This window comes from Oscillospiraceae bacterium (genome assembly GCA_015067255.1).
Lineage (GTDB): Bacteria > Bacillota > Clostridia > Oscillospirales > SIG519 > SIG519.
On sequence record SVMS01000007.1, the window covers coordinates 1 to 23,273 of the forward strand.

The window sequence follows — 23,273 nt, forward strand, 5'->3', positions numbered from 1 at the left end:
AGCAAAAACCAATGTTAAATTTGCGGAATGTATAGAGGGTAGATTATTAAATGCGGGGGTAGAGGATGTAAAACTTGCCTTAGAGTGTGAATTACTATGTGCACCTAACAATTACAGACTACCCACCCATTTATGCGGCGGCAAAATCAAGATACAAAGTATTTGTATTTATCCAACCCACAGATTATGGGAAGATTACAAGAAAATATCGTAAAGTTCGTATAATACCACAAATACGAACACCAAAACACAGTAATAAAGCCACTTTAACGGCATTGTGTTAAATAGTTCGTATTTCAATACTTATAAGTTCGTAAAAAAGAGGGTTTTCCAATGAATAAAAAGACAATAGCACTAACCACAGAACAGTACAAAGAAATAATATCAACTATGAAAAAAGGCTTTTGCGGTTGCCGACCAAATGAACGCATAGCAACCGCTTTAATGCTTGAAGCAAATTTAGGGTTGCGAATATCAGATATTATTAAGCTACGGCTTACCGATATTGTAAAAGACGGCGAAAGATACAGACTATCCATAACAGAGCAAAAGACAGGCAAAGACCGTGTTTTTACTGTTCCGCTATCGTTATATCAATTTATCCGTTGTTATTGTTTGGATAACGGTATTAAGGACAATGACATTATATTTCCTTTAACCGAAAGAGCAATACAGAAGCAATTAAAAACAGTATGCGACTTTTTGGACTATAACGGCATAAGCACACACAGTTTTCGCAAATACTACGCAACTGAGATATACAAGAACAACGGTTATAATATCGCACTTGTTCAACAACTGTTACAACATAGCAGTACCGCCGTAACGCAACGATATATAGGCATACAACAAAAGGAAATCGAAACGGCTATTGAAAACCATTTAAAACTTGATATATAAAGAGGTATTACAAAATGAAAACAAAAACATTAACCACTTGGGAATTAAGAGAATTATGCAAACAAATAAAACCCGAAGAAATTACTTACCACTCTGATAACGGAAGTTTTGAGTTTAGTGAATTGGGTATTAAATTCGATTTAAGATTTTCTGATATAGATTTTTGCTTAAACCCCGATATAATTTATTTGATGAATGGTAAATCTTGTTTAATGATAAATAAAATTAAATCTATTCGTGAGCGTAAAACTGTATTCTTAGGAAGATGTTTTGATATTACTTGCACGGGTTTTATTGAAGAAAACAAAGAAACTACACATACATTGTTGATATGCTAAAAAAGCGGGGCAAAAACCCCGCTTTAATCTTAGCCTATTTATTATTTAATTCTTCCAAAACATTGTTATAAAGCTCTAATGCCATATCAAAATCATTTTTTACTTGTGTGTATTTACTCTCGTAATTCTTGTATGTAAAGTTTTGTTCTATGAGTAAATCATACATATTTTGATAAGCATTATAAAGATTTTCGGTTTGCTTTTTTATTTCCTTAATTTTATCATTACTGTATTCAATATCCTTTATACTCTCATATTGAATTTTTATATCTTGCATACTTGTTTTTTCTTTTGAAATTTCTGATAAGCATAATCCTGTTACATAATTAGTAAAATATTCTTCATCCCACGAATATCCGTGATTTGTCTTAGTAGAAGAAGAATAAAGTGTCCCTATAATATTAAAGTTCGATTTAGATTTAGTTATCATTTCACTAAAAGCCTGTGCTTCGGCAACACATACTTTAATATTTTTATTTTCGTTAGCTTTAGTAAAAATAAATGACAAAGAAATGATAAGAGCTATTGCAACTACTGCTATTATAGAAATGATAACAATTTTTTTGTTCTTGCTTATGTTTTTGTAACCACAATTTTGACAAATGTTGCCGCTTATTTCTGCATTACATTCTTTACAAGTCATAGTAACTTACCCCTCAATTATTTTATTTACTTCATCAACTGTTTCATTAAATGCCTTAGCACTATCAGCTACTTTCGATGATAGCGTATTATTAGCATAAGTAACATAATTATTAACGGTTAATTCAATATCAATTTCATCACTCAAAATGGTATTTATTTTCTCAAAACATTTTTTTACTTCGGTAAATTCTGGAATATCACCACATATATCCCTTGCTATACAGGCGGCTTTTTTTATGTTTAATGCTTCGGTTTTGGCTAAATTACAATAATATAATTCTCTTAAAGCTGAAGAAGAACTAACACCAAAATACTCAGCAATATTATCAAAAGATTTTTCTAAGCAAGAAAGACTTTCTTCGATTACAGTAAACTCAATTTCGTATTTATTTACAAATTTAGTGCAACGATTACAAATTCCAATATTCACCGTATGTTCAAGCGGTTTTCCCTCGGTCTGCTTACATTGTAAACAAGTTTTAGGATTGATACAATCCGCTTCTTTCCACTTGTGTTCTAAAGACTTACCTTTTTCCGAATTACATATTGAACAAAATTTGGGTTTATCACAAGTCGCACTTTTCCAATGATGATTACCCAAAACACACGAAAAGTTTTTATCTGCAATCAAGTTAAAATATTGTTTCACACTGACTTGTGATGTAATAAGAGTAACGGCAAACAAAAGAACAACAAGAGCACAAAAGCCACTAATTAAAATAATAATTTTCTTTTTACTTATTTGTTTTTTCTTAAATTCATAACCGCAATTTATACATTTTTTTGTTTTATCAGAAATAGTATGATTGCATTGGGGACAGTTAATTAAAGCCATACTAACACACGCTTTCTTTCATAACCCTAATAGTTCTTTTTTCTTTATTTCAAATTCTTCATTACTAATTATGCCGTTGTCAAGCAGTTCTTTATATTTCTTAATTTCATCAAATCTATCACTTGTATTAACAACTGTTTGATTTGCGCTTACAACATATTCATAATCCTTTTCGGGAAACCATTGTTCTAATAATGGATATGCTTTTGCACTTAATTTTAGTTTGTATGTACTGCCGTTTTGTTGATAATAAACTTCTACATATCTTTCATCAAAATGCTCTGAATAAGAATAAATACGACCTTTATTGTGTTGGCTTCCAATTATGGCACCGGCATCACCGCCTATTATTCCACCGACAATAGCACCTTTAACATTAACACCGTCATTCGTACTTTGTACTTTTGTCTCTGCTCTTTCTTGTCCCGCTAATTTATAGTGTTGTATTTCAGTACGATTTATTTTTATAATTCTAATATCTTCTGAATTAAATTTTGCTTCAATATCTTTTGGTAAATTAGCGTATGTAATATGCTTTTCTGTGATATGTTCTTCTGTGGGGAAGATATATAATATATCGTTTTCTTGCCAACAGTAAAAGTCATTTCTTAGAAGATACGATTTACCTACGGGCGCTTGTGCCGTGTATGAAAAACCAAAAACAGTAGTTTCAACATCTATTTTTTCGCAACCAATAGGTATATTTATCGTGTTGCGAAGTTCATTATACTTTTGTTCCATAATAGGTAAACATTTTGATAATGCACTTGCTTCTTGTTGTTGTGCGTTTTCAACCATTCTTTGATATGCCGCTTTTTCTTCTTGGTCGCTTGAATATTTTTTATAAGCCATATAAAAGCAGAATATGGCAAAAGGTATTGCAAATATAACAAAAATAATAGCACCCATATTATTACCCCTTGCAATTTATTTGACTAATATTATACCACAATTATAACGATAAATCAACATATCATTGACTAAAATCTATGAATTAGAAACCGCTTTTAATATATAATAATAAAAAGGCGGTGATACAATGAATGTCTGCGATTTTGGTGCAGTTTTAAAGCAACTACGCAAAAGCCATAATCTAACACAGGAAGAATTAGGCTTACGAATTGGACTATCCAAAGCGGTTGTTAGCAAATATGAAAATGGTATGGGTTATCCTACATTTGATATGCTAATACAAATAGCGGACTATTTCGGCGTAACTACAGATTATTTGCTCGGTGTAGCAAAGAATAAAACAATAGATGTATCAAGCCTTAACGAAACACAAATTGAAACAGTACAAAGAGTAATAGCAGAATTTAACAGAGATAATAACAGATAGACCACCTTGCAGATTTGATTTGCAAAGGTGGTTTTATTTTTGAAAGTTAATATTCAAAATCGCATATACAAAGAAAGAGCGGTTTTGTCCGCTCTCGCTCTGTGTGCTTGTTGGTGTGGTTGTGCTCTGTGCGGTTGTTTGTGCCCTTTCATAGTGGCAAGGATAACCACCGTTAAATCATTCGTTCCATTTGGAAATGTTTAAATTTTAACTTCTGAAATGTCAACAACAATGGTAACTGAAACAATATTAAACTGCGTGTGCTTGAGTTATCCTTGCAAATATAGTGTATCATAACAAAAACCGTTTGCACACTTCAAAAATCACATACCACCCTTCAAAAATTGCACATTTTAAGCGTTTGTGCAATTTTTGTGCAATTTCTCTTGATTTTATCAGATTTTGAGATAAAAAAAAAGACTTCCGCTTTTTACGGCGGAAGTCCTATAAACCTTGTATTTAAGCCTTTTTCAAAGCTTCTTCAACTGCAACTGCACAAGCAACAGTCATACCAACCATGGGGTTGTTACCAGCGCCGATAAGTCCCATCATCTCAACGTGAGCAGGAACTGAAGAGGAGCCTGCAAACTGAGCGTCGCCGTGCATTCTTCCCATAGAGTCTGTAAGACCGTAGGAAGCAGGGCCTGCAGCCATATTATCGGGATGAAGAGTTCTTCCTGTACCGCCGCCGGAAGCAACGGAGAAGTACTTCTTGCCGTTTTCATATGACCACTTCTTATATGTTCCTGCAACGAGGTGCTGGAAACGGGTGGGGTTAGTTGAGTTACCTGTGATAGATACGTCAACGCCCTCGTGAATCATAATTGCAACGCCTTCAAGAACGTCATTAGCGCCGTAGCACTTAACCTTAGCCTTGTCCCCGTCAGAATATGCTTTTTCACGAACTATTTTAAGCTCGCTTGTTGCAAAGTCATAATCTGTTTCAACATAGGTAAAGCCGTTAATTCTTGAAATAATGAAAGCAGCGTCCTTACCTAAACCGTTAAGAATAACTCTTAAGGGTTCTTTTCTTACTTTGTTTGCTGTTCTTGCAATACCGATTGCGCCCTCAGCAGCTGCAAAGGACTCGTGGCCTGCCAAGAAGCAGAAGCATTTTGTTTCTTCCTTAAGAAGCATAGCTGCAAGATTACCGTGGCCTAAACCAACGTTTCTTGTCTGTGCAACAGAGCCGGGAATACAGAAAGCCTGTAAGCCAAGACCGATTGCTTCAGCTGCTTCAGAAGCTGTTTTAATACCTTTTTTAAGTGCAATAGCACAGCCTAAAGTATATGCCCATACAGCGTTATCAAAAGCGATAGGCTGTACGTTTCTTACGATAGAGTCAACGTCAATTCCTTTGCTGTCGCAAAGTGCTTTAGCATCTTCAAGAGAAGAAAAACCGTATTCAGCAAGAGCTTTATCGATTTGCGCCATTCTTCTCTCTTTACCTTCAAAATTAGCCATTATGTTTTTCCTCCCTTTCTTATTCTTTTCTGGGATCTATGTGCTTAACAGCTTCGCTGTAACGGCCATAGGTTCCTATATTTTTCTCATAAGCTTCTTTGGGATCTGTTCCCTTTTTGATAGCATCCATCATTTTTCCAAGGTGGATAAACTTGTAGCCGATAACCTCGTTATCAGCATCAAGGCCGATATCAAGGATATAGCCCTCTGCCATCTCAAGATAACGAACACCCTTTGCTTTTGTTCCGAACATTGTACCAACCTGTGAACGCAATCCCTTACCCAAATCCTCAAGGGATGCACCAACAGGAAGACCGTCTTCAGAGAAAGCTGTCTGAGTTCTTCCGTATACTAACTGCTTGAAAATTTCTCTCATAGCAACGTTTATAGCGTCACATACAAGGTCAGTATTCAAAGCTTCAAGAATTGTTTTACCCTGTAAAATTTCACATGCCATAGCAGCACTGTGAGTCATACCGGAGCAACCGAGAGTTTCAACCAATGCTTCTTCAATTATTCCGTTTTTTACATTCAAAGTCAATTTGCATGTTCCCTGTTGAGGAGCACACCAACCAATACCGTGTGACAAGCCGGAAATGTCGCTTATCTGATAAGCTTTTACCCATCTACCCTCTTCGGGAATGGGAGCAGGTCCGTGCTTAGGTCCTTTTGCCACACTGCACATATTTTCTACTTCATGCGTGTAGTTCATAATAATCCCCTTTCAAAATTACATAAGTACGTTACCATTATACTATTTTGTCGAAAAAATTTCAACACATAAAAATTACTAAATAAAAATACATTATATATAATTTTTTGGTATCATTTTTTCTTATCCTTTTTAAATTGACTGTTTTTTATTTTTATGCTATTATAATGGTTATAGTTTTCACCCCGAAAGGATTGTTCAAAATGGATATTTTAAAAGCTCTGCAAACTGAATTTAATTTGCGTCCACAGCAAGTGGAAAACACCGTTAAGCTTATTGACGAAGGCAATACTATTCCTTTTATTGCCCGTTACCGTAAGGAAGTTACAGGCTCCCTTGACGATACTGTACTGCGTGACCTTTATGACAGACTCAAATATTTAAGAAGCCTTGACCAACGTCGTCAAGAGGTTGCCTCTTCCATTGAAGAGCAAGGCTTTATGACAGAGGAGCTTGCTCAAAAGCTTGAAAAAGCTGTTACCTTAGCAGAAATTGAAGATATTTACAGACCCTTTAAGCCAAAAAGAAGAACAAGGGCAACTGTTGCAAAGGAAAAAGGACTTGAGCCTCTTGCTCTTAAAATTTATGCTCAGGATGAATTGAAGCTTTCGCCTTTAGAAATGGCTGAAGAATTTATCAATCCCGATTTACAGGTAGAAACAGCCGAAGATGCTTTGGCGGGCGCTCTTGATATAATTGCGGAAATGATTTCCGACAATGCCGACTACAGAAAAGAAATCCGCCGCAAAACCTTTTTAAGCGGTACTGTTAAAACAAAGGCAACAAAAGAAGAGGACAGCGTATACAGCCAATATTACGATTATGAAGAGCCTGTACGCACCTGTGCACCTCATAGAATTCTTGCAATCAACAGAGGTGAGAACGAGGAGTTTCTCAGCGTAAGTATAAGCTGTGATGAGGGCGCAAATGTAGCCTATCTTAAATCTAAGGTAATTACAAACGAGCTTTCCTCCTGTACGCAGGAGCTTGAAAATACCGTTATTGATGCTTATAAAAGGCTTATTTTCCCTTCCATTGAAAGAGAGATAAGAAATGACCTTACAGAAAAAGCTTCTGAACAGGCAATTAAAATGTTTGCTCTCAATCTTAAAAATCTTATTATGCAGCCGCCTCTTAAGGGAAAGGTTGTCTTAGGACTTGACCCTGCATACAGAACAGGCTGTAAGCTTGCTGTTGTTGACGAAACAGGCAAGGTGCTTGAAACCTCAGTTATATATCCCACTCCCCCTCAATCAAAAATTGAAGAGGCAAACAAAAAGGTTACCGATATGATATTGCGCCACGACATTGACGTAATTGCCATAGGTAACGGTACAGCTTCAAAGGAAAGTGAAATTTTTGTTGCTAACCTTATAAAAACACTTTCGAAGCCTGTTTCTTATATTGTGGTTTCCGAGTCAGGTGCTTCCGTTTATTCCGCTTCAAAATTGGGCGCTGAAGAGTTCCCCGAATATGACGTTTCTTTAAGAAGCGCCGTTTCAATAGCAAGAAGACTTCAGGACCCCTTGGCAGAGCTTGTTAAAATTGACCCACGTTCAATAGGCGTAGGTCAGTATCAGCACGATATTAAAGGTGCACGTCTTTCCGAATCTCTTGCAGGAGTTGTAGAAAACTGTGTTAACAACGTAGGTGTTGACGTAAATACAGCAAGCTATTCTCTCTTATCGTATGTAGCGGGAATAAATTCCGCTATTGCCAAAAACATAGTTGCTTACAGAGAAGAAAACGGAAAATTCACATCAAGAAAACAGCTTTTAAAGGTTAAGAAATTAGGCGAAAAGGCATTTTTGCAGTGCGCAGGCTTTTTACGTATTCCCGACAGCGACAACGTGCTTGACAACACAGCAGTTCACCCCGAATCATATGAAGCTGCAAAAAGTGTAATATCCGAATTGTCAATAGACCTTGCTTCAGGAAACCTTTCGGCACTTGAAAATGCAGATATCCCCTCTCTTGCCGAAAAATGTCAGGTAGGTATTCCCACCATGACAGATATTGTAGAAGAAATGAAAAAGCCGGGCCGTGATATACGTGACAGCTTACCTCCTGTTGTTCTTCGTTCCGATATATTGGATATGAAGGATTTAACCGAGGGTATGGTTTTGACGGGAACTGTTAGAAACGTTATTGATTTCGGCGCTTTCGTTGATATCGGCGTTCATCAGGACGGCCTTGTTCACATTTCCGAAATTGCCGACAGATATATAAAGCATCCGTCAGACGTTCTTTCCGTAGGCGATATTGTAAGCGTAAGAGTCCTTTCGGTCGATTTGAACAAAAAACGTATCTCTCTTTCCCTCAAAATGCCGAAAGAAGGGAAAACCTTAGTCTAATATTATCAGTAAAGTGCTGTTTATTCAATTTATTTTTAGCTAATAAAACACTTTGCAAACAGAATATTTTATGGTATCATTATCATATCAATACTGTGTGTAATTATACTGTGGAGGGTATCAAACAATGGCAAGTTTATCATTGAAAAGCATTTTCAAAAAATATCCCGGCGGATTTGAAGCCGTAAAAGATTTCAATCTTGAAATCAAGGATAAAGAATTTATAATCTTCGTTGGTCCTTCTGGTTGCGGTAAGTCTACAACTCTCAGAATGATTGCCGGCCTTGAAGAAATCACCGACGGTGAGCTTTACATCGGCGACAAGTTAGTTAACGATGTTGCTCCTAAGGATAGAGATATTGCGATGGTTTTCCAGAACTACGCTCTTTATCCTCATATGACTGTTTTTGAGAACATGGCTTTCGGACTTAAGCTCCGTAAGGTTCCCAAGGACGAAATCAAAAAGAGAGTTGAAGAAGCTGCTCGTATCCTCGATATCACTCACCTTCTTGACAGAAAGCCTAAGGCTTTGTCAGGTGGTCAGAGACAGCGTGTTGCTTTGGGTCGTGCTATCGTTCGTGAGCCTAAAGTATTCCTTCTTGACGAGCCTCTTTCAAACCTTGACGCTAAATTGCGTGCACAGATGAGAACAGAGCTTTCTAAGCTTCACTTAAGATTAGGTACAACATTTATCTACGTTACTCACGATCAGACAGAGGCTATGACCATGGCTGACAGAATCGTTGTTATGAAAGACGGCGTTATTCAGCAGGTTGATACTCCTCAAAAGCTTTATGACAGACCTTGTAACTGCTTCGTTGCAGGCTTCATCGGTTCTCCTCAAATGAACAACATTGAGGCTGTTATCGTTGAAAAGGGCGGCGAGTATTTCTTCGAGTTCGGAGAGGAAAACTTCCCCATTCGCATCAAGCTTCCTGAGTCCAAGATTAACGATAAGGTTAAGGCTGCTGTTGAGAAGCCCGTTATTATCGGTATTCGTCCTGAGCACATTCATAACGAAGAAATGTATCTTACAACTTTAACAGACGGTATTGTTGATGTTGAGGTTGAAGTTACAGAGCTTATGGGTGCTGAAACCTACTTATATCTTGATTTGTTCGGCAACAAGATTACAGCAAGAGTTAAGCCTACAACTTCTATCCGTTCCGGCGATAAGATTAAAGTTGCTATTGAGCTTGAGAAGATTCACATTTTCGATAAAGAGACAGAGATGACTTTAGTTAACTAATCTCAATAATTCAAGAGCCAGACCTAAAAAGGTTTGGCTCTTTTTTTATGCAATATTGTATTTACTTTTACGCAATTTCGTGTTAGAATATTAAATGGTATATAATTTTTTAAATTTATCGAATTTTAAGCCTGCTTTGAAAGGAATGTATATATAAAATGTCAAATTCTGTCGGAATTTATGCTGCCGCAAATGAAGTTTTCGAAACAAGACGGCAAGAAAATAAAAAAGCGACTCTGCGCAACAGAGAAAAGGCTTATAAAAAAGTGCCTGAGCTTGCAAATATTGAAAAACAGCTTAAAGAGCTTGCTATAAAAGGAATTCGTGCCGCTATAGAGTCATCAAATGAAGCAGAAAGCAAAAAGGCAGTAAAGAAATTAAAATCTCAGAGTCTTGAGCTTCAGGCAAAGCGTGCAGAATTGCTATATTCAGCAGGTCTTAATCTTAATATTCTTGACGAAGTAGTCAGCTGTAAAAAATGTAACGATTCGGGCTATATAGGAGTGCAGATGTGCGACTGCTTCAAAAAGGAGCTAAGACATCAAAGATACAAGCGTTCAAATTTAGGCGCTATGCTTACTGAACAAACCTTCAAAAATTTCGACTTGAATTATTATTCCGACAAGGTTGACAAAAAGCTTGACACATCTCCCCGTGAGCATATGGAGCAGGTATTTAAGTACTTAAAAAAATACTGTGATAAGTTGGAAAAAAATCCTGAAAATTTATTTTTTACAGGTATGCCCGGCTTAGGTAAAACCTTTTTATCAACTGCAGTTGCAAAAGCAGTAATAGATAACGGGCTTGACGTTATTTACGAAACCTCAAACAAAATTTTCTCCACCTATCAGCGTGCTCAGTTTGAACAGGATGAGCAAGCAAGAGCAGATATTGAAGAATATATAAGCACCGATTTGCTTATTATTGATGATTTAGGCGCAGAGTTTACAACCTCTTTTACAGTAACAGCCTTATTTAATCTTATAAACTCAAGGCTTATAGCTAAAAAACCGATTATCATCAATTCAAATCTCACCTTAGACGAAATCGGTGACAAGTATGACGAAAGAATTCTTTCAAGAATAAGCGGAGAATTTACATCTATCTATTTCTTCGGAAGTGATATCCGCAGCAAGAAGCTTGCTACACGGGCAAAAAAATCCTAAAATACGCTATGAAGGGTGGGAACGGGCATAGAAAATTATGCCCTGTCTTTTGAATAAAGGAAAACTTATTGTAATTGACGGAGTTGACGGCTCCGGAAAGCAAACTCAAAGCCTTCTTTTAACAAAGGCATTGGAAGAACGAAAAATAAATGTCAAAAAAATTGAATTTCCCTGCTATGACGATGATTCAAGCGCACTTATAAAAATGTATCTCAAGGGTGATTTCGGAAGCTCTGCTGACGATGTTAATCCTTACGCAGCTTCTACCTTTTATGCGGTTGACCGTTTTGCTTCCTATAAAAAGGATTGGGGTACTTTTTATAATGACGGCGGAATAATAGTTGCTGACAGATATGTTACCAGCAACGCAATTCATCAGGCTTCAAAGCTTTCGGGTAAAGACAGAGATGACTATTTTTCCTGGCTTGAAGATTTTGAATATGTAAAAATAGGACTTCCCCGTCCCGATTTAGTTATTTTCCTTGATATGCACCCCGAATACACAAAAAAGCTTATCGAAAAGCGTTACGAGGGTGATATGAGCAAAAAGGACCTTCACGAAAAAGACGAGGAATATACCATGCGTTGTTATAACGGCGCTGTTTATGCCTGTGAAAAATTCGGTTGGTGCCATATAAAATGTGCTGAAAACGGCATAATAAAATCAATAGATGAAATTCACAGTCAGGTGCTTGAAAAAGTTTTGAATATTTTGGAGTGAACTGTTTTTGGATAAAAAAAATCAGCTTAAAAGTCTTTGGAAAAACTCTTTTTCCGTAACTCAAAGCTATACCAATCTTTTCTTTGACTATCTTTATTCCGATGAAAATGTTAAGTTTTTAGAGCGTGATGGCAAAATAGTCAGCGCTTTATACTCTCTGCCCTATAAAATGCAAGCATTTTCAAAGCCTGTAAAAGCAAGCTATTTATGCGGCGTTTCAACACAGCAGGAGTACAGAGGTCAGGGACTTGTTTCAACCTTAATTAAGGATACTTTAGCTTCTCTTTATAATGACGGTTTTGAGCTTTGCGCCCTTATTCCCGTTTCCGAAAGTCTTTACAGCTTTTATTCAAGATTTGATTTTGCTCCCGTTTACAAATATAAAATTATAAAAAAACCTAAAACACAAAATTCAACTCTTATTTTAAAGCCTATGAAAAACTATCAGCTTTGTTCTGATATTCATAAAAAGCAGCTCTTTTCAAGAGGTTTTTCCTTTGAGCTTGATGCTAATCATTTTGAATTTATATCAAAGGAATGTTTAATGTTTGATGAGCTTCCCTTGGAAATTTATGACGGCGACAAATTTTGCGGATATATTTTCTATAGGGATGAAGATAATATTCCTTTAATAAGAGAAATGCTTTTAGAAAATGCAGACGAGCAGGATGCAATCAATGCTCTTTGCCAGCTAAAAAACATTGAAGAGGTATCTCTTTGCTCTCCCTGTTGCGCTTCAGAAACGGAAGGGCTTGAAAATATGGGTATGATGCGTGCTTTAAATGCCGTAAAGCTTTTAGAAAAAATATATTTTGATAATCAACATATTGAAATTTGCGATAATATAATCAAACAAAATAACGGTACCTATATATTTACAAAAAACGGTGCTGTAAAAACTAACAAAAAAGCAAAAAACGTTATAAACGTGTGCGATATTCCTTCAATGATATGCAAAAACCCCTATATAAATATGTTATTAAACTAAGGAAAAAGAAAAATGAAAAAAGAGCTTCGAGATAAATACAAAAATTTAAGATGCCGTCCTTCTAAAAGAGAAGAGGACGAAAAAATCTTTTTTCATTTGAAAAGCTTTTTAAGCAAAGAAGTCCCTTCAGGTGTTCTTATTTATGTTTCCTCCCCTGCCGAAACAGATACGCATTCTATAATCAACTGGCTTTTGGAAAAAGGAATTTGTGTAGCAGTGCCCAAATGCGTTGGCAAGGATATGATTTTTTGCAAAATTGAAAGTCTTGAAGAGCTCACTCAGGGATATATGGGAATATACGAGCCCAAAGACCTTGACAAAAAGGTTGATACCTCCCTTTATTCAATATGCGTTGTTCCTGCTTTAAGCGTAGCTCTAAACGGAACCCGCTTAGGCTACGGCGGCGGCTTTTATGACAGATTTTTAGCCTCATACAAAGGAACAAAGCTTTCTGTTTGTCCCGATTGTTGCATATGCGACAATCTGCCTACCGAAAAGCACGATGTTAAAATGGATTTATATATTACACAGTCCGGAGTGAAAAAAGTTGTCTAATTCAAAAAATAAAAGCTATGCAAACTTAATAGTTCTTATACTTTTTGTTTTGCTTACAATATTCTCTGTTTTTTCTCACGAAATCCTTTCTAAAATACCTCTTTCAAGATATTATATATTAAGTCTTGTAACTGCTCTTGTTTTTCTTATTCCCGCAATTATTCTCAAAAACAAAGCAAGAAACAAAGCATCCTCTTTTTTCAGATTGAAAAACTTTAAATTGCGTTGGCTGCCTCTTACCTTTTTTGCATCTCTTGTAGCAACAATCGGCGGTGTAGCGCTCAATGCAGTTTCTTTAAAAGTATTACCTGACGGATTTAAAGCCTTATCTCTAAATCCTATTGCATCAGTCAGCTGGGAAAGCCCTTTACCTGCTATTCTTGCTCTTATAATTGTCCCTGCTGTTTTTGAAGAACTCTTTTTCAGGGGTGCTTATCTTTCAAGCTTTGGCAACGAAAAGCGTCCTATCATTATTTTTACAGGTGCAATATGCTTTGCCGTTATGCACTCTACTCCCTATAATTTTCTTGCTCCTCTTTTAGCAGGTTGTATTTACGGCACTCTTGTATATATTTTAGACAGCGTATATCCCGCAATATTTGCCCATTTATTCAACAATGCTATCACCTGTCTTTTTTTCAATCTCAACGAGAAGCTTTCAAACGCAGGTCTTGGCACTTTTCTTGCCGTTGCATCAATTGTTATATTCCTTATAAGTATATATGTTTCTCTTCGTGAAATTGAAAAATTTATAAAAATAACACCAAAAAAAGCACTCACCGTTTCTCAGAGAGTGCAAAAGCAAAAAGCAAAATACGTTATAGCTGACGTGTATTTTTTGATTTTGATTGTTTTATGGGCTTTGAAAATCGTATTGCAGTTATTTAAAATCCTTTAAGAAAAATCTGCCGGCTTATGCCGGCAGATAAAGCTTTATTAATCGCAGAAACAAATAAGGAATACTATAATCGCTACTACGATAAGGATAGTTGTGCAATCATCATCAAAGTTAAATAAATTTCTAAGACACATAAATTATCACCTCACTATTAGTCCTCAATAACATAGTATGATGCTACCATTTCTTTGCTACAAAGAATTTATATATGAAAGGATATCTATGACCTATGGAAAAAACTGTATCCAAAAAGAAAAAAATAATTAAATACATAATAATAAGCTTGTGTGCTGTTATGCTTATAGCTCTTGCCAGTGCTTCATTTTTAATATACGCTGACTATTCAGCCCTTGCAAATTCTTTTCAAAAAGTAACTTTGAACATTCCAAAGGGTGCTAATACCGACGATATTGCACAGCTTCTCAAGGAAAACGGCGCTATAAAATTCCCGAATGTATTTAAAGTTTACGTAAAGCTTAAAAAAGCAGGCGCAGGCTTTATGAGAGGTGAGCACGAAATTTCCTGTGATGCAGGCTATGACGGACTCATACAGGCATTGAGCCAGCCCGCTTCCAACATAATAACAGTTACAATTCCCGAGGGCTTCTGGCAGGCTCAAATTGTTGACAGATTTATCAACAAAGGACTTGGCACTAAGGAAGAATGGGAAAAAGCGCTTTCAGAAGATTACGATTATGATTTTCTGCCTGAAGAAATGGGTGAAAACCGTTTTGAAGGCTATCTTTTCCCCGCTACCTACAATTTTTACAGTGACGATTCACCTCAAATAATAATTGACACTCTTCTTTCCGAATTTGGAAAACGAATTAAAAAAATAGGTCTTGAGGAAAAAGCTCAGCAAATGGGCCTTACCTTGAGCGATGCTATAAAGCTTGCATCAATCATTCAATCGGAAGTACCCTCTTTAAAAGAGATGCAACGTGTTTCAGCAGTTTTTCATAACAGACTTAATATTGATATGAAGCTTCAATCCTGCGTTACCGTTATGTACGCTTTAGGAGAGCATAAAAGCTCTGTTTCTATTGCAGATACAAAGACTGAAAGTCCTTATAATACCTACTATGTCAAAGGATTGCCAAAGGGACCCATCTGCAACCCCGGTGAAGATGCTTTAAGCGCTTGCGTTTCTCCCGACCAGGATACAGTTGAGCAACAGTACTTATATTTTTACACCCCTAACAGCAAAGAGGTTGTTTACTCAAAAACCTATGCAGAGCATAAAAAAGCTATTGCTAAAAACAAAGGCGGAACAGGAACAAGCACTGTTAATTAACATCTTTTAAAATAAAGAAAGGTATTTTGCAATTTTTGCATAATAGGTTTAGTTTATGAACTATGTGAAAACGTCCTTACAAAGCACAGTTGAAATTAAATCTGTAATAAGCTTTCATTATTTTGAATATTGTAAAAAATATTCCTTCAAGGGTGAAAAACATAATTTTTGGGAAATTGTATATGCAGACAAGGGCGACATCAACGTAATTGATGCAAACAATGAATACAAATTAACCCAAGGCAGCTTAATTTTACACGCTCCTAATGTTTTTCACAATGTAATTGCCAGTCAGACAGAGGGTTCAAACACTATAATTTTCTCCTTTGACTCTGACTCCGAAATTCTAAATTCCCTTGCGGGAAAGGTTATTAAAATTTCAGTTGCACACAAAAAAATACTTGCAAAAATAGTTGATGAAGGCATCAATGCTTTTACTCCCCCATATAATGACCCTAATCAAAAAAAGCTTTGCAAGCGTGATGATATAAGCTTAGGTGCTGAACAGCTTTTTAAAATATATATTGAAGAGCTTATTATATCTCTTTTGCGTATGCAAAACAGCGGTGATGTTATATCTCACGGCACTTCTTCAGCTAAATCAGAGGAGCTTTTAGCTGTTAAAATAGAGGAATATTTAAAGGCAAACGTATACTCCTCTCTTTGCTTTGAAGACGTATGCTACCGTTTTTCAAGAAGTAAAACCAGTGTAAAAACAGCTTTTTCAAAGCACACGGGAAAAGGCGTTATGGAATATTATAATCTTTTGAAAATTGAAGAAGCAAAAAAGCTTATACGTAACGAAACGCTTAATTTTACTGAGATTTCAAATCTGCTCTCCTTTAATTCGGTGCATTATTTTTCACGTCATTTTAAAAAACATACGGGAATGACTCCCACACAATACTTAAACTCTGTTAAAGCTATGAGCAGAATTTGAAAACAAATAAGCTATGGGGAGGATTTATTCCTTATTCTCTATTTAGTTTGCTGTTGCAGTATCTGCGCTCTGACAGAGTACAAAGTATTAAAAGGCTGTAAAAAACTTTCGTTTTTTACAGCCTTTTTTTAGAGTATAGGAAAAAGTGTGCAGAATATGTCAATTTACTTATCTAATTTTCGTTTTATAATAACGCCCACGAAAGAAAATATCGCAGTTATAAAAAATCCAATTGCTATAATTATTGCGTCTGTTTTATCGGCTCCGAAATAAGTAAAAATATCAGAGCTTAAAGTATTTTCTTGAGAGGGAGTATAATCTTTTTCTATATAATCACAGCCGCTTCTCGTACATTTTAATACTTTTATATATTCGCCGTTCTTTTTAACGGTTTTTTCTTCAAGCTTATGCCCTAACGCCTTAAAAACCTCTTTCTTTGTATGGGTACTGTCATACTCACAAACATAAAAATTTTCACCATCATTTTCGCAGTCAGCCTTTACTACTATTCCTCCATAAACCCATTTGTGATTACAAACGGTAGTTTGCTGACTTGTTTGACTTTGAACATTCTCTTGCTCTTGCTCTTGTTCTTGCTCTTGTTCTTGCTCTTGTTCTTGCTCTTGACTTGTCTTTTCTTCCTCTTTTGAAGGAGCTTGTGAAGCTGTTTTCTCTTTAATTTCTATTTGTATATTCTCATATTCTACGTTCAAAAATCTATTTGCCGAATATAAGGCATCGCTTTTATCATTATTGAAGCCGCTGCAAGTAATAGTATGCTTACCGATTGCCGCATTTTCTTTAACATTAAGAAAAATAACTGCAAGCTCTCCGTCTGAAGAAAAGGCATACTCTCCCTCTTGAGAGCCGAATTTCAACTCAATATATCCGTTTTTCAAATCACTTGTATAATTTACGTATTCCGGTACATTTTCTCCAAAGCAAGCATTTGTCTGTGTTTTATCGTAGCTAAAGGTTTCAAGAGGAAAGCTTACCTTTAAATGTAAATACACAACAGAGAGGTTTTCTTTTACAGAAAGTGATATCTGCGCCTTTTCCCCAAGGCTTACCGCTTCACCTTGCAAATATACAGTTGTTTTTTCGGCAAAAACCGCAGTGCAAAAAACAATATTTAAAACTATAACAGTCAAAATACAAAATAGCTTTTTCACTTTCAGCAACCTCAATTTTATACATTTTTCGACAAATTTTTTATATATCGTCAGCAAGTATCCTTCTCTTTTTCCATCTTCCCATAAGAAAATAAATCATACTGGGGATTGCAAAGCCGTAGGGCGCAAGACCGTAACCTAAAACAAAGCCGTAAAAGCCCATATTAAAGTAAATTCCAAAAAGCCAGCTAAAGCCTATACGAAGCACAACCCCGTCTAAAATAGCCAGAACCATACCTAATTTTGCGTTTCCTATTCCTTGGATAAAAGCACCCGAGCCTCTCATTATTGTAAAAGCAGGAAACATCCATACAATAGCGGAAATAAAGGTACTTGAAAGCTCATGTACCGCTACATCCTCGGAAAACATCATGAAAAGCTCTTTTCCGAAGCAAATATAAATTGTTAAGAAAATAACTGTAAATATTACTGAAAAAAGCCACGTATACCATACAACGCTTTTTGCTCTTTTAATTTCTTTTGCGCTTATATTTTGCGCTATCATAGGTATTGCCGCATACTGCATTCCTTGAGAAACTTTGTTTGAAATATCGTCAATTCTCATTCCTACACCAAAGGTTGCCGACTGTACAACACCCAAACTGTTTACCATAGAATTTACATACAGCATAGAAATATTGATAAAGCCTGACTGTATTGCCATTGGCGTTCCCAAATCAACTATCATTTTTACATATTTTTTTACAGGCTTTAAGCTTGCAAGCTTAAAATCAAATCCAAAGTCCTCTTTATTTTTATGTAAATAATAAAGAGAAAACAGGAAAGATACTCCCTGACCTATGATAGTTGCCCAAGCAGCACCCGCCACTCCAAAGCCTAAAAAGCCTGTGAAAACAATGTCAAGCACCAGATTTACCACCGATGCAATAAGAATAAATAAAAAAGGCCTTTTACTGTCCCCCATACCTCGAAGCACAGCCGAAACCATATTATAGCCCGCCGTAAAAACAAGTCCTAAACCGCATATTATCATATAATCAGAGGACATTGAAATTGATTCGTCGGGAATTTTCATAATATCAATTACTTGATTTTTTAATATTAAAATCAATAAAGAGAAAATAACTCCTATTGATAAAATAATGGTAAAAAGCGTTCCTATAATTTCATTTAATTCTTTTCTTTTTCCCGAGCCCAATGCCTGCGAAACAACTACCTGTCCCCCATTTGAAAAGCCAAGACAAATCATAGTTGCAAAATTCAGTATAAGACTGCTCTGGGATACTGCAGAAAGCCCCGCTGTACCTACATATTTACCTACAATAATCATATCTATCGTAGAATACAGTACCTGCATAGCATTGGACAGCATAAAAGGTATTGTAAGAAAAAATAATTGTTTTGGAATACTGCCCTTTGTTAAATCCTTTGATAATTTAGCGTTACTCATTATATTACTATCGCCTTTTCTGTCAAGCATTAAATCCCCTTAGAGTAATTCTACCCTAAGGGGATTGTTCAAAAATTATAAATTATAATATTTATCAAACTCAGCGGGATGAGGAATTGCTGCCATTTGCTTACATTCTTCACGTTTTGTTTTGATAAAGTTTTTGATAAGCTCTTCGGGGAATACTCCGCCTTCTGTAAGATAAGCATAGTCTTTCTCAAGAGCATCAAGAGCCGCCTCCAAAGAGGTAGGCAAGCCTTTAAGCTTTGCTTTTTCCTCTTCGGGAAGATTGTAAAGGTTCATATCATAAGGTCCCCAGCCGTTCTCATGGGGGTCAATCTTATTCTTAATACCGTCTAAGCCTGCCATCAAAATAGCTGCATAGCAGAAATAAGGATTACAGGTAGCATCGGGATTACGAAGCTCAAAGCGACGTTTGTCAGCACTCTTAGCATAAGCAGGAATACGGATAACTGCGCTACGGTTAGAGGTAGCATAACCAACGGTAACAGGAGCTTCAAATCCGGGTACTAAACGCTTGAATGAGTTGGTAGAGGGGTTAGTAATAGCACAGAGAGAGCCGATGTGCTTTAAAAGACCGCCCATAAAGTAATGAGCTTCACGGCTTAAATGTGAATATCCGTTATCGTCAGAGAAAACGGGCTGACCGTCTTTAAGTAAAAGCATATGTACGTGCATACCGCTGCCTGCTTCACCATAGATAGGCTTAGGCATAAAGGTTGCAGTTTTACCGTATTTCAAAGCGGTGTTATGAATGATATATTTAATCATCATAGTAGCGTCAGCCATTTTGGACATCTGACCTAACTGAGGCTCAATCTCAAACTGACCTGATGCAGCAACCTCGGGGTGATGATAGTTTAATTTAATTCCTGCATCACCGATAAGCATACACATTTCGCTACGACACTCATAGGAGGTGTCAAAGGGTTTAGCTATATGATAAGCCTTTTGCTTAGCAACAACAACGCCTTTACCTTCAACAGCGCTGTTCCAATAAGACTGATTTGCATCTACAGAAACTCCGATACTGTTAGGCTGAACCTCCCAGCCTACCTGATCGAAAAGATAAAATTCAAATTCAGGAAGAATAAGCATAGTATCAGCTATGCCGCTGTCCTTCATATATTTTTCAGCCGCAAGGACAATATTACGAGGATATTGTGCTAAAGGACGGTTTTCAGGATTGTCGATAATCATAGCATTACCTGTCATCGACAGAGTAGGAATTTCACAGAAGGGGTCAATAACAGCTGTATCGGGGTCAGGAATAAATACCATATCGCTTTTTTCTACTACGGCATATCCATAGTTAGAAGCATCGAAGCCTATACCGCTTTTCATTGTATCCTCAGAAAAATTCTCAGCGGGAATGGTTACATGACGGTACTGACCGTTGATATCAACCATTTTAAAATCAACCATTTTAATATCATTTTCTTTAATTATAGAAATAATATCTTTTACACTTTTTCCCATTTAACAACACCTCTTTATTTTTATACAATTCAGTATATCAGCAATAAAAATCAATGTCAATTGTTAAAATACATAAAAGAAAAGCACTTATATATGAATTATGTTTATTGTTTGTAATTGATTTTCTAAGAAAAATATGGTAGAATATTCAAGGTGATGAATGATGGGTTTTAAAATCAAAGAACTATTGACTCAAATAATAAAATTCGGGTTTACAGGTGTTATTTGTTTTATTATTGACTACTGTGTTTTGCTGTTACTGACAGAGATTTTTGGGGTAAACTATCTTATTTCCTCTGCTATCTCCTTTGCTGTATCAGTTATAGTCAATTACATTTTAAGCGTTAAATTCGTTTTCAGTGTGGATAAAGAAGCTTCTAAGGGGCGCAATTTTATATTGTTTATTGTTTTCAGCGTTATGGGCTTAGGACTTAATCAGCTGCTTATGTGGCTTGGCGTTGACATAATGCTGCTGGATTACAAGCTTGTAAAAATAGGCGCAACTGCTGTAGTTATGTGCTTTAATTTTATTACAAGAAAGCTTTTTTTAGAAAAGAAATAATTTTTGCTCTCCCTGTTTTAAAAGGGAGAGCATTTTTTCTAAATATTAATATAGTAGTTTATTTTCAATATATCAATTTTACAAAAATGAAATTCAACCTTTAAAATTTAACTGTATTGCTTGAAGATTTATTCTTTTTTGATATAATGTTTGTAGTTTGTCGAATTTTATATAAGAAAGAAGAATTTTTGTGGAAGAGATATTTAAGCCTAAAATAATTTCCTGTATTAAAAATTATTCTAAAAGTCAATTGATAAAGGATATCGTTGCAGGAATTATTGTTGCTATTATTGCCTTACCTTTATCTATCGCCCTTGCCTTAGCTTCGGGGGTAAATCCTGAGCAAGGTATTTATACAGCGATTATTGCAGGCTTTGTTATTGCCCTTTTAGGCGGAAGTAATGTTCAGATTTCTGGACCTACCGCTGCCTTTGCAACTATTGTTGCGGGCATAGTTGCCAAAAACGGTATGGGAGGACTTGCCGTTGCTACTATTATGGCAGGTATTATCCTTATTGTTATGGGGCTTTGTAAATTCGGTAAAATGATAAAATTTATCCCCTTTACAATTACTACGGGCTTTACCTTTGGTATTGCCCTGACTCTTGTAATAGGTCAGCTTAAGGATTTCTTTGGCCTTACATATACAAAATCCCCCATTGAAACATTGGAAAAGCTTGAACAGGCTATTGTCTGCTTTAAGACTTTTAATTGGCAGGCTATGCTTATAGGCGTTATTGCTTTAGCTATTCTTATTATTTGTCCTAAATTTTTGAAAAAAATCCCCGCTTCGCTTATTGCCGTTATATTTACTGCTGCCATTGTAAAGCTTTTCAATATGAATGTAAATACTATCGGCTCTCTTTATGAGATTTCCGCAGGCCTTCCCTCTTTAAGCTTGCCCTCAGTTTCTTTTGAAACTGTAAAAAATGTTTTGCCCGATGCTTTTACTATTGCTATTTTAGCGGCTATTGAGTCCCTTCTTTCCTGTGTTGTGTCTGACTCTATGACAGGTACTAAGCACAACTCCAATACTGAGCTTATTGCTCAGGGCGCAGGAAACATTTGCTCTGCTCTTTTTGGCGGTATTCCCGCTACAGGCGCTATTGCACGTACTGCTGCAAACGTTAAAAACGGCGGTAAAACTCCTGTTTCAGGAATAGTTCACGCAATAGTTTTATTTATTATTCTTGCTCTGCTTATCCCTTATGCACAGCTTATTCCTATGCCTGCAATTGCCGCTATCCTTTTCGTTGTAGCTTACAATATGAGCGAGTGGCGTGAGTTTATCCATTTAGTAAAAACCTCGCCCAAAAGCGATATTTTTATACTGATTTTAACCTTCTCCCTCACCGTTATTTTCGATTTGGTTGTGGCTATCGGTATCGGCATTGTTTTGACAGCTATTTTATTTATGGCACGTATGTCTGCGGTAACCAATATCCGAAAATGGACTTATTCTATTGAAGACCAAAAAAACAGCATCAATGTTCCTTCCGATGTTTTCGTATACGAAATAAGCGGTCCTATGTTTTTCGGAGCTGCCGATAAAATTGCAGAGCTTCATACAACCGATGCAAAGGTTGTTATTCTGAGAATGAGCGATGTACCCGCTTTAGATGCAACAGCAGTACATAAAATTCAAGCTCTTATTGAAAAATGCAATAATAAAAATATAAGACTTTTATTCTCTCACGTAAATCAACAGCCTATGAAGGTTTTGAAGAAAGCCGGCATTTACAAGCAAGTAGGCTCTGAAAACTTCTGCAGTAATATTTATGTTGCTCTTGAAGAAGCCGAAAACTTTATAAATACAAAAGAATAATATATATCAAAAAGCTTTATCGGAAAATTACCGATAAAGCTTTTTTTACTGCTATTTTTTATTTTTTAAAACATTGTCGGGAAACACGGAAGCATTTATCAAATCAGCAGGGTCAACATCAAGAGCATCTGCAATATTAAAAAACACTTCAAGAGAAAAAGGACGCACAATTCCGGGCGCTTCGATTGAGCTGATATGCGAGCGACTGACATTTGCCTTTTCAGATAATTGTTCTTGCGACATTCCACGCATTTTACGCAAAGTGGAAATAGCAATTCCCAACTGAATATAACGGTCTCTGTTTTTAAATTGAACTTCTTTACTCATATGTGACTCTTCCTAACAATTATATTTTAAAGTTTTCACATTTATACAAAAACTGTTCGGTTGCTAAGCAGCCGAACA

The 23,273-nt window shown here is 36.1% G+C and carries 22 protein-coding genes and 1 pseudogene; 14 read left to right on the forward strand and 9 right to left on the reverse strand.

The window, feature by feature from the left end:
• The first annotated feature begins 333 nt into the window (after window positions 1-333).
• Both E7480_02665 and E7480_02670 read left to right on the forward strand, forming a co-directional pair.
• A complete protein-coding gene (locus E7480_02665) occupies window positions 334-900 on the forward strand; it encodes an integrase (protein ID MBE6903489.1) in 567 nt (188 codons plus the stop codon).
• Between the two features lie 14 nt (window positions 901-914).
• Entirely contained in the window at window positions 915-1,238 is a 324-nt protein-coding gene (locus E7480_02670) for a hypothetical protein (protein MBE6903490.1), read from the forward strand.
• Between the two features lie 34 nt (window positions 1,239-1,272).
• On the opposite strand, the gene E7480_02675 is transcribed toward E7480_02670, so the two are convergent.
• Genes E7480_02675 through E7480_02685 form a run of 3 tightly spaced genes read right to left on the reverse strand, consistent with a single transcriptional unit; the run spans window position 1,273 to window position 3,627 of the window.
• Window positions 1,273-1,881, reverse strand: coding sequence for a hypothetical protein (locus tag E7480_02675; protein ID MBE6903491.1), 609 nt, complete (start codon window positions 1,879-1,881; stop codon window positions 1,273-1,275).
• A gap of 6 nt (window positions 1,882-1,887) precedes the next feature.
• On the reverse strand, window positions 1,888-2,718 hold the full coding sequence (locus tag E7480_02680; protein ID MBE6903492.1) for a hypothetical protein: 831 nt from the start codon (window positions 2,716-2,718) through the stop codon (window positions 1,888-1,890).
• 18 nt (window positions 2,719-2,736) lie between these two features.
• The gene (locus E7480_02685; GenBank protein MBE6903493.1) at window positions 2,737-3,627 is read right to left on the reverse strand and encodes an SHOCT domain-containing protein; all 891 of its coding nucleotides are present in this window, start codon (window positions 3,625-3,627) and stop codon (window positions 2,737-2,739) included.
• A gap of 130 nt (window positions 3,628-3,757) precedes the next feature.
• Between E7480_02685 and E7480_02690 the strand changes: the two genes are divergently transcribed.
• Window positions 3,758-4,057 (forward strand): helix-turn-helix transcriptional regulator, encoded by a 300-nt coding sequence (locus tag E7480_02690; GenBank protein ID MBE6903494.1) that lies wholly within the window; start codon window positions 3,758-3,760, stop codon window positions 4,055-4,057.
• A gap of 459 nt (window positions 4,058-4,516) precedes the next feature.
• Here the strand turns inward: E7480_02690 and E7480_02695 are convergent, their stop codons facing one another.
• Window positions 4,517-5,521, reverse strand: coding sequence for a GGGtGRT protein (locus E7480_02695; protein MBE6903495.1), 1,005 nt, complete (start codon window positions 5,519-5,521; stop codon window positions 4,517-4,519).
• A gap of 19 nt (window positions 5,522-5,540) precedes the next feature.
• Window positions 5,541-6,233 (reverse strand): hypothetical protein, encoded by a 693-nt coding sequence (locus E7480_02700; protein MBE6903496.1) that lies wholly within the window; start codon window positions 6,231-6,233, stop codon window positions 5,541-5,543.
• Window positions 6,234-6,436: 203 nt separating this feature from the next.
• Here E7480_02700 and E7480_02705 point away from each other — a divergent pair, with 203 nt between their 5' ends.
• The 9 genes from E7480_02705 (at window position 6,437) to E7480_02745 (ending at window position 16,398) form a co-directional block, all read left to right on the forward strand.
• Complete coding sequence (locus tag E7480_02705) at window positions 6,437-8,587, forward strand: RNA-binding transcriptional accessory protein (GenBank protein MBE6903497.1); 2,151 nt, start codon at window positions 6,437-6,439, stop codon at window positions 8,585-8,587.
• 127 nt (window positions 8,588-8,714) lie between these two features.
• Complete coding sequence (gene ugpC, locus E7480_02710; GenBank protein ID MBE6903498.1) at window positions 8,715-9,836, forward strand: sn-glycerol-3-phosphate ABC transporter ATP-binding protein UgpC; 1,122 nt, start codon at window positions 8,715-8,717, stop codon at window positions 9,834-9,836.
• Window positions 9,837-9,994: 158 nt separating this feature from the next.
• Window positions 9,995-11,002, forward strand: a complete 1,008-nt coding sequence (locus E7480_02715) for an AAA family ATPase (GenBank protein MBE6903499.1) — start codon at window positions 9,995-9,997, stop codon at window positions 11,000-11,002.
• A 37-nt stretch (window positions 11,003-11,039) separates the two neighbouring features.
• Complete coding sequence (locus E7480_02720) at window positions 11,040-11,723, forward strand: thymidylate kinase (protein MBE6903500.1); 684 nt, start codon at window positions 11,040-11,042, stop codon at window positions 11,721-11,723.
• 7 nt (window positions 11,724-11,730) lie between these two features.
• Window positions 11,731-12,711: a GNAT family N-acetyltransferase gene (locus E7480_02725; GenBank protein MBE6903501.1), complete on the forward strand. Its 981-nt coding sequence runs from the start codon at window positions 11,731-11,733 to the stop codon at window positions 12,709-12,711.
• 12 nt (window positions 12,712-12,723) lie between these two features.
• The gene (locus E7480_02730; protein ID MBE6903502.1) at window positions 12,724-13,266 is read left to right on the forward strand and encodes a 5-formyltetrahydrofolate cyclo-ligase; all 543 of its coding nucleotides are present in this window, start codon (window positions 12,724-12,726) and stop codon (window positions 13,264-13,266) included.
• Window positions 13,259-14,164, forward strand: coding sequence for a CPBP family intramembrane metalloprotease (locus E7480_02735; GenBank protein MBE6903503.1), 906 nt, complete (start codon window positions 13,259-13,261; stop codon window positions 14,162-14,164). Before E7480_02730 ends, E7480_02735 begins: the two co-directional genes overlap by 8 nt.
• Window positions 14,165-14,393: 229 nt before the next feature.
• A complete protein-coding gene (gene mltG, locus E7480_02740; protein ID MBE6903504.1) occupies window positions 14,394-15,458 on the forward strand; it encodes an endolytic transglycosylase MltG in 1,065 nt (354 codons plus the stop codon).
• A gap of 55 nt (window positions 15,459-15,513) precedes the next feature.
• Window positions 15,514-16,398 (forward strand): helix-turn-helix transcriptional regulator, encoded by an 885-nt coding sequence (locus tag E7480_02745; protein ID MBE6903505.1) that lies wholly within the window; start codon window positions 15,514-15,516, stop codon window positions 16,396-16,398.
• 572 nt (window positions 16,399-16,970) lie between these two features.
• On the opposite strand, the pseudogene E7480_02750 reads toward E7480_02745, so the two are convergent.
• From E7480_02750 to glnA, 3 genes and pseudogenes are all read right to left on the reverse strand, one after another.
• Window positions 16,971-17,111 (reverse strand): annotated as a pseudogene (locus E7480_02750) (sanA protein).
• A 499-nt stretch (window positions 17,112-17,610) separates the two neighbouring features.
• On the reverse strand, window positions 17,611-19,011 hold the full coding sequence (locus E7480_02755; GenBank protein MBE6903506.1) for an MATE family efflux transporter: 1,401 nt from the start codon (window positions 19,009-19,011) through the stop codon (window positions 17,611-17,613).
• A 45-nt stretch (window positions 19,012-19,056) separates the two neighbouring features.
• Window positions 19,057-20,481, reverse strand: coding sequence for a type I glutamate--ammonia ligase (gene glnA / locus E7480_02760; protein ID MBE6903507.1), 1,425 nt, complete (start codon window positions 20,479-20,481; stop codon window positions 19,057-19,059).
• Window positions 20,482-20,641: 160 nt separating this feature from the next.
• Here glnA and E7480_02765 point away from each other — a divergent pair, with 160 nt between their 5' ends.
• The gene (locus E7480_02765) at window positions 20,642-21,043 is read left to right on the forward strand and encodes a GtrA family protein (protein ID MBE6903508.1); all 402 of its coding nucleotides are present in this window, start codon (window positions 20,642-20,644) and stop codon (window positions 21,041-21,043) included.
• A gap of 190 nt (window positions 21,044-21,233) precedes the next feature.
• The gene (locus tag E7480_02770; protein MBE6903509.1) at window positions 21,234-22,868 is read left to right on the forward strand and encodes an STAS domain-containing protein; all 1,635 of its coding nucleotides are present in this window, start codon (window positions 21,234-21,236) and stop codon (window positions 22,866-22,868) included.
• 51 nt (window positions 22,869-22,919) lie between these two features.
• On the opposite strand, the gene E7480_02775 is transcribed toward E7480_02770, so the two are convergent.
• A complete protein-coding gene (locus E7480_02775) occupies window positions 22,920-23,195 on the reverse strand; it encodes a helix-turn-helix transcriptional regulator (GenBank protein MBE6903510.1) in 276 nt (91 codons plus the stop codon).
• Window positions 23,196-23,273: the final 78 nt, after the last annotated feature.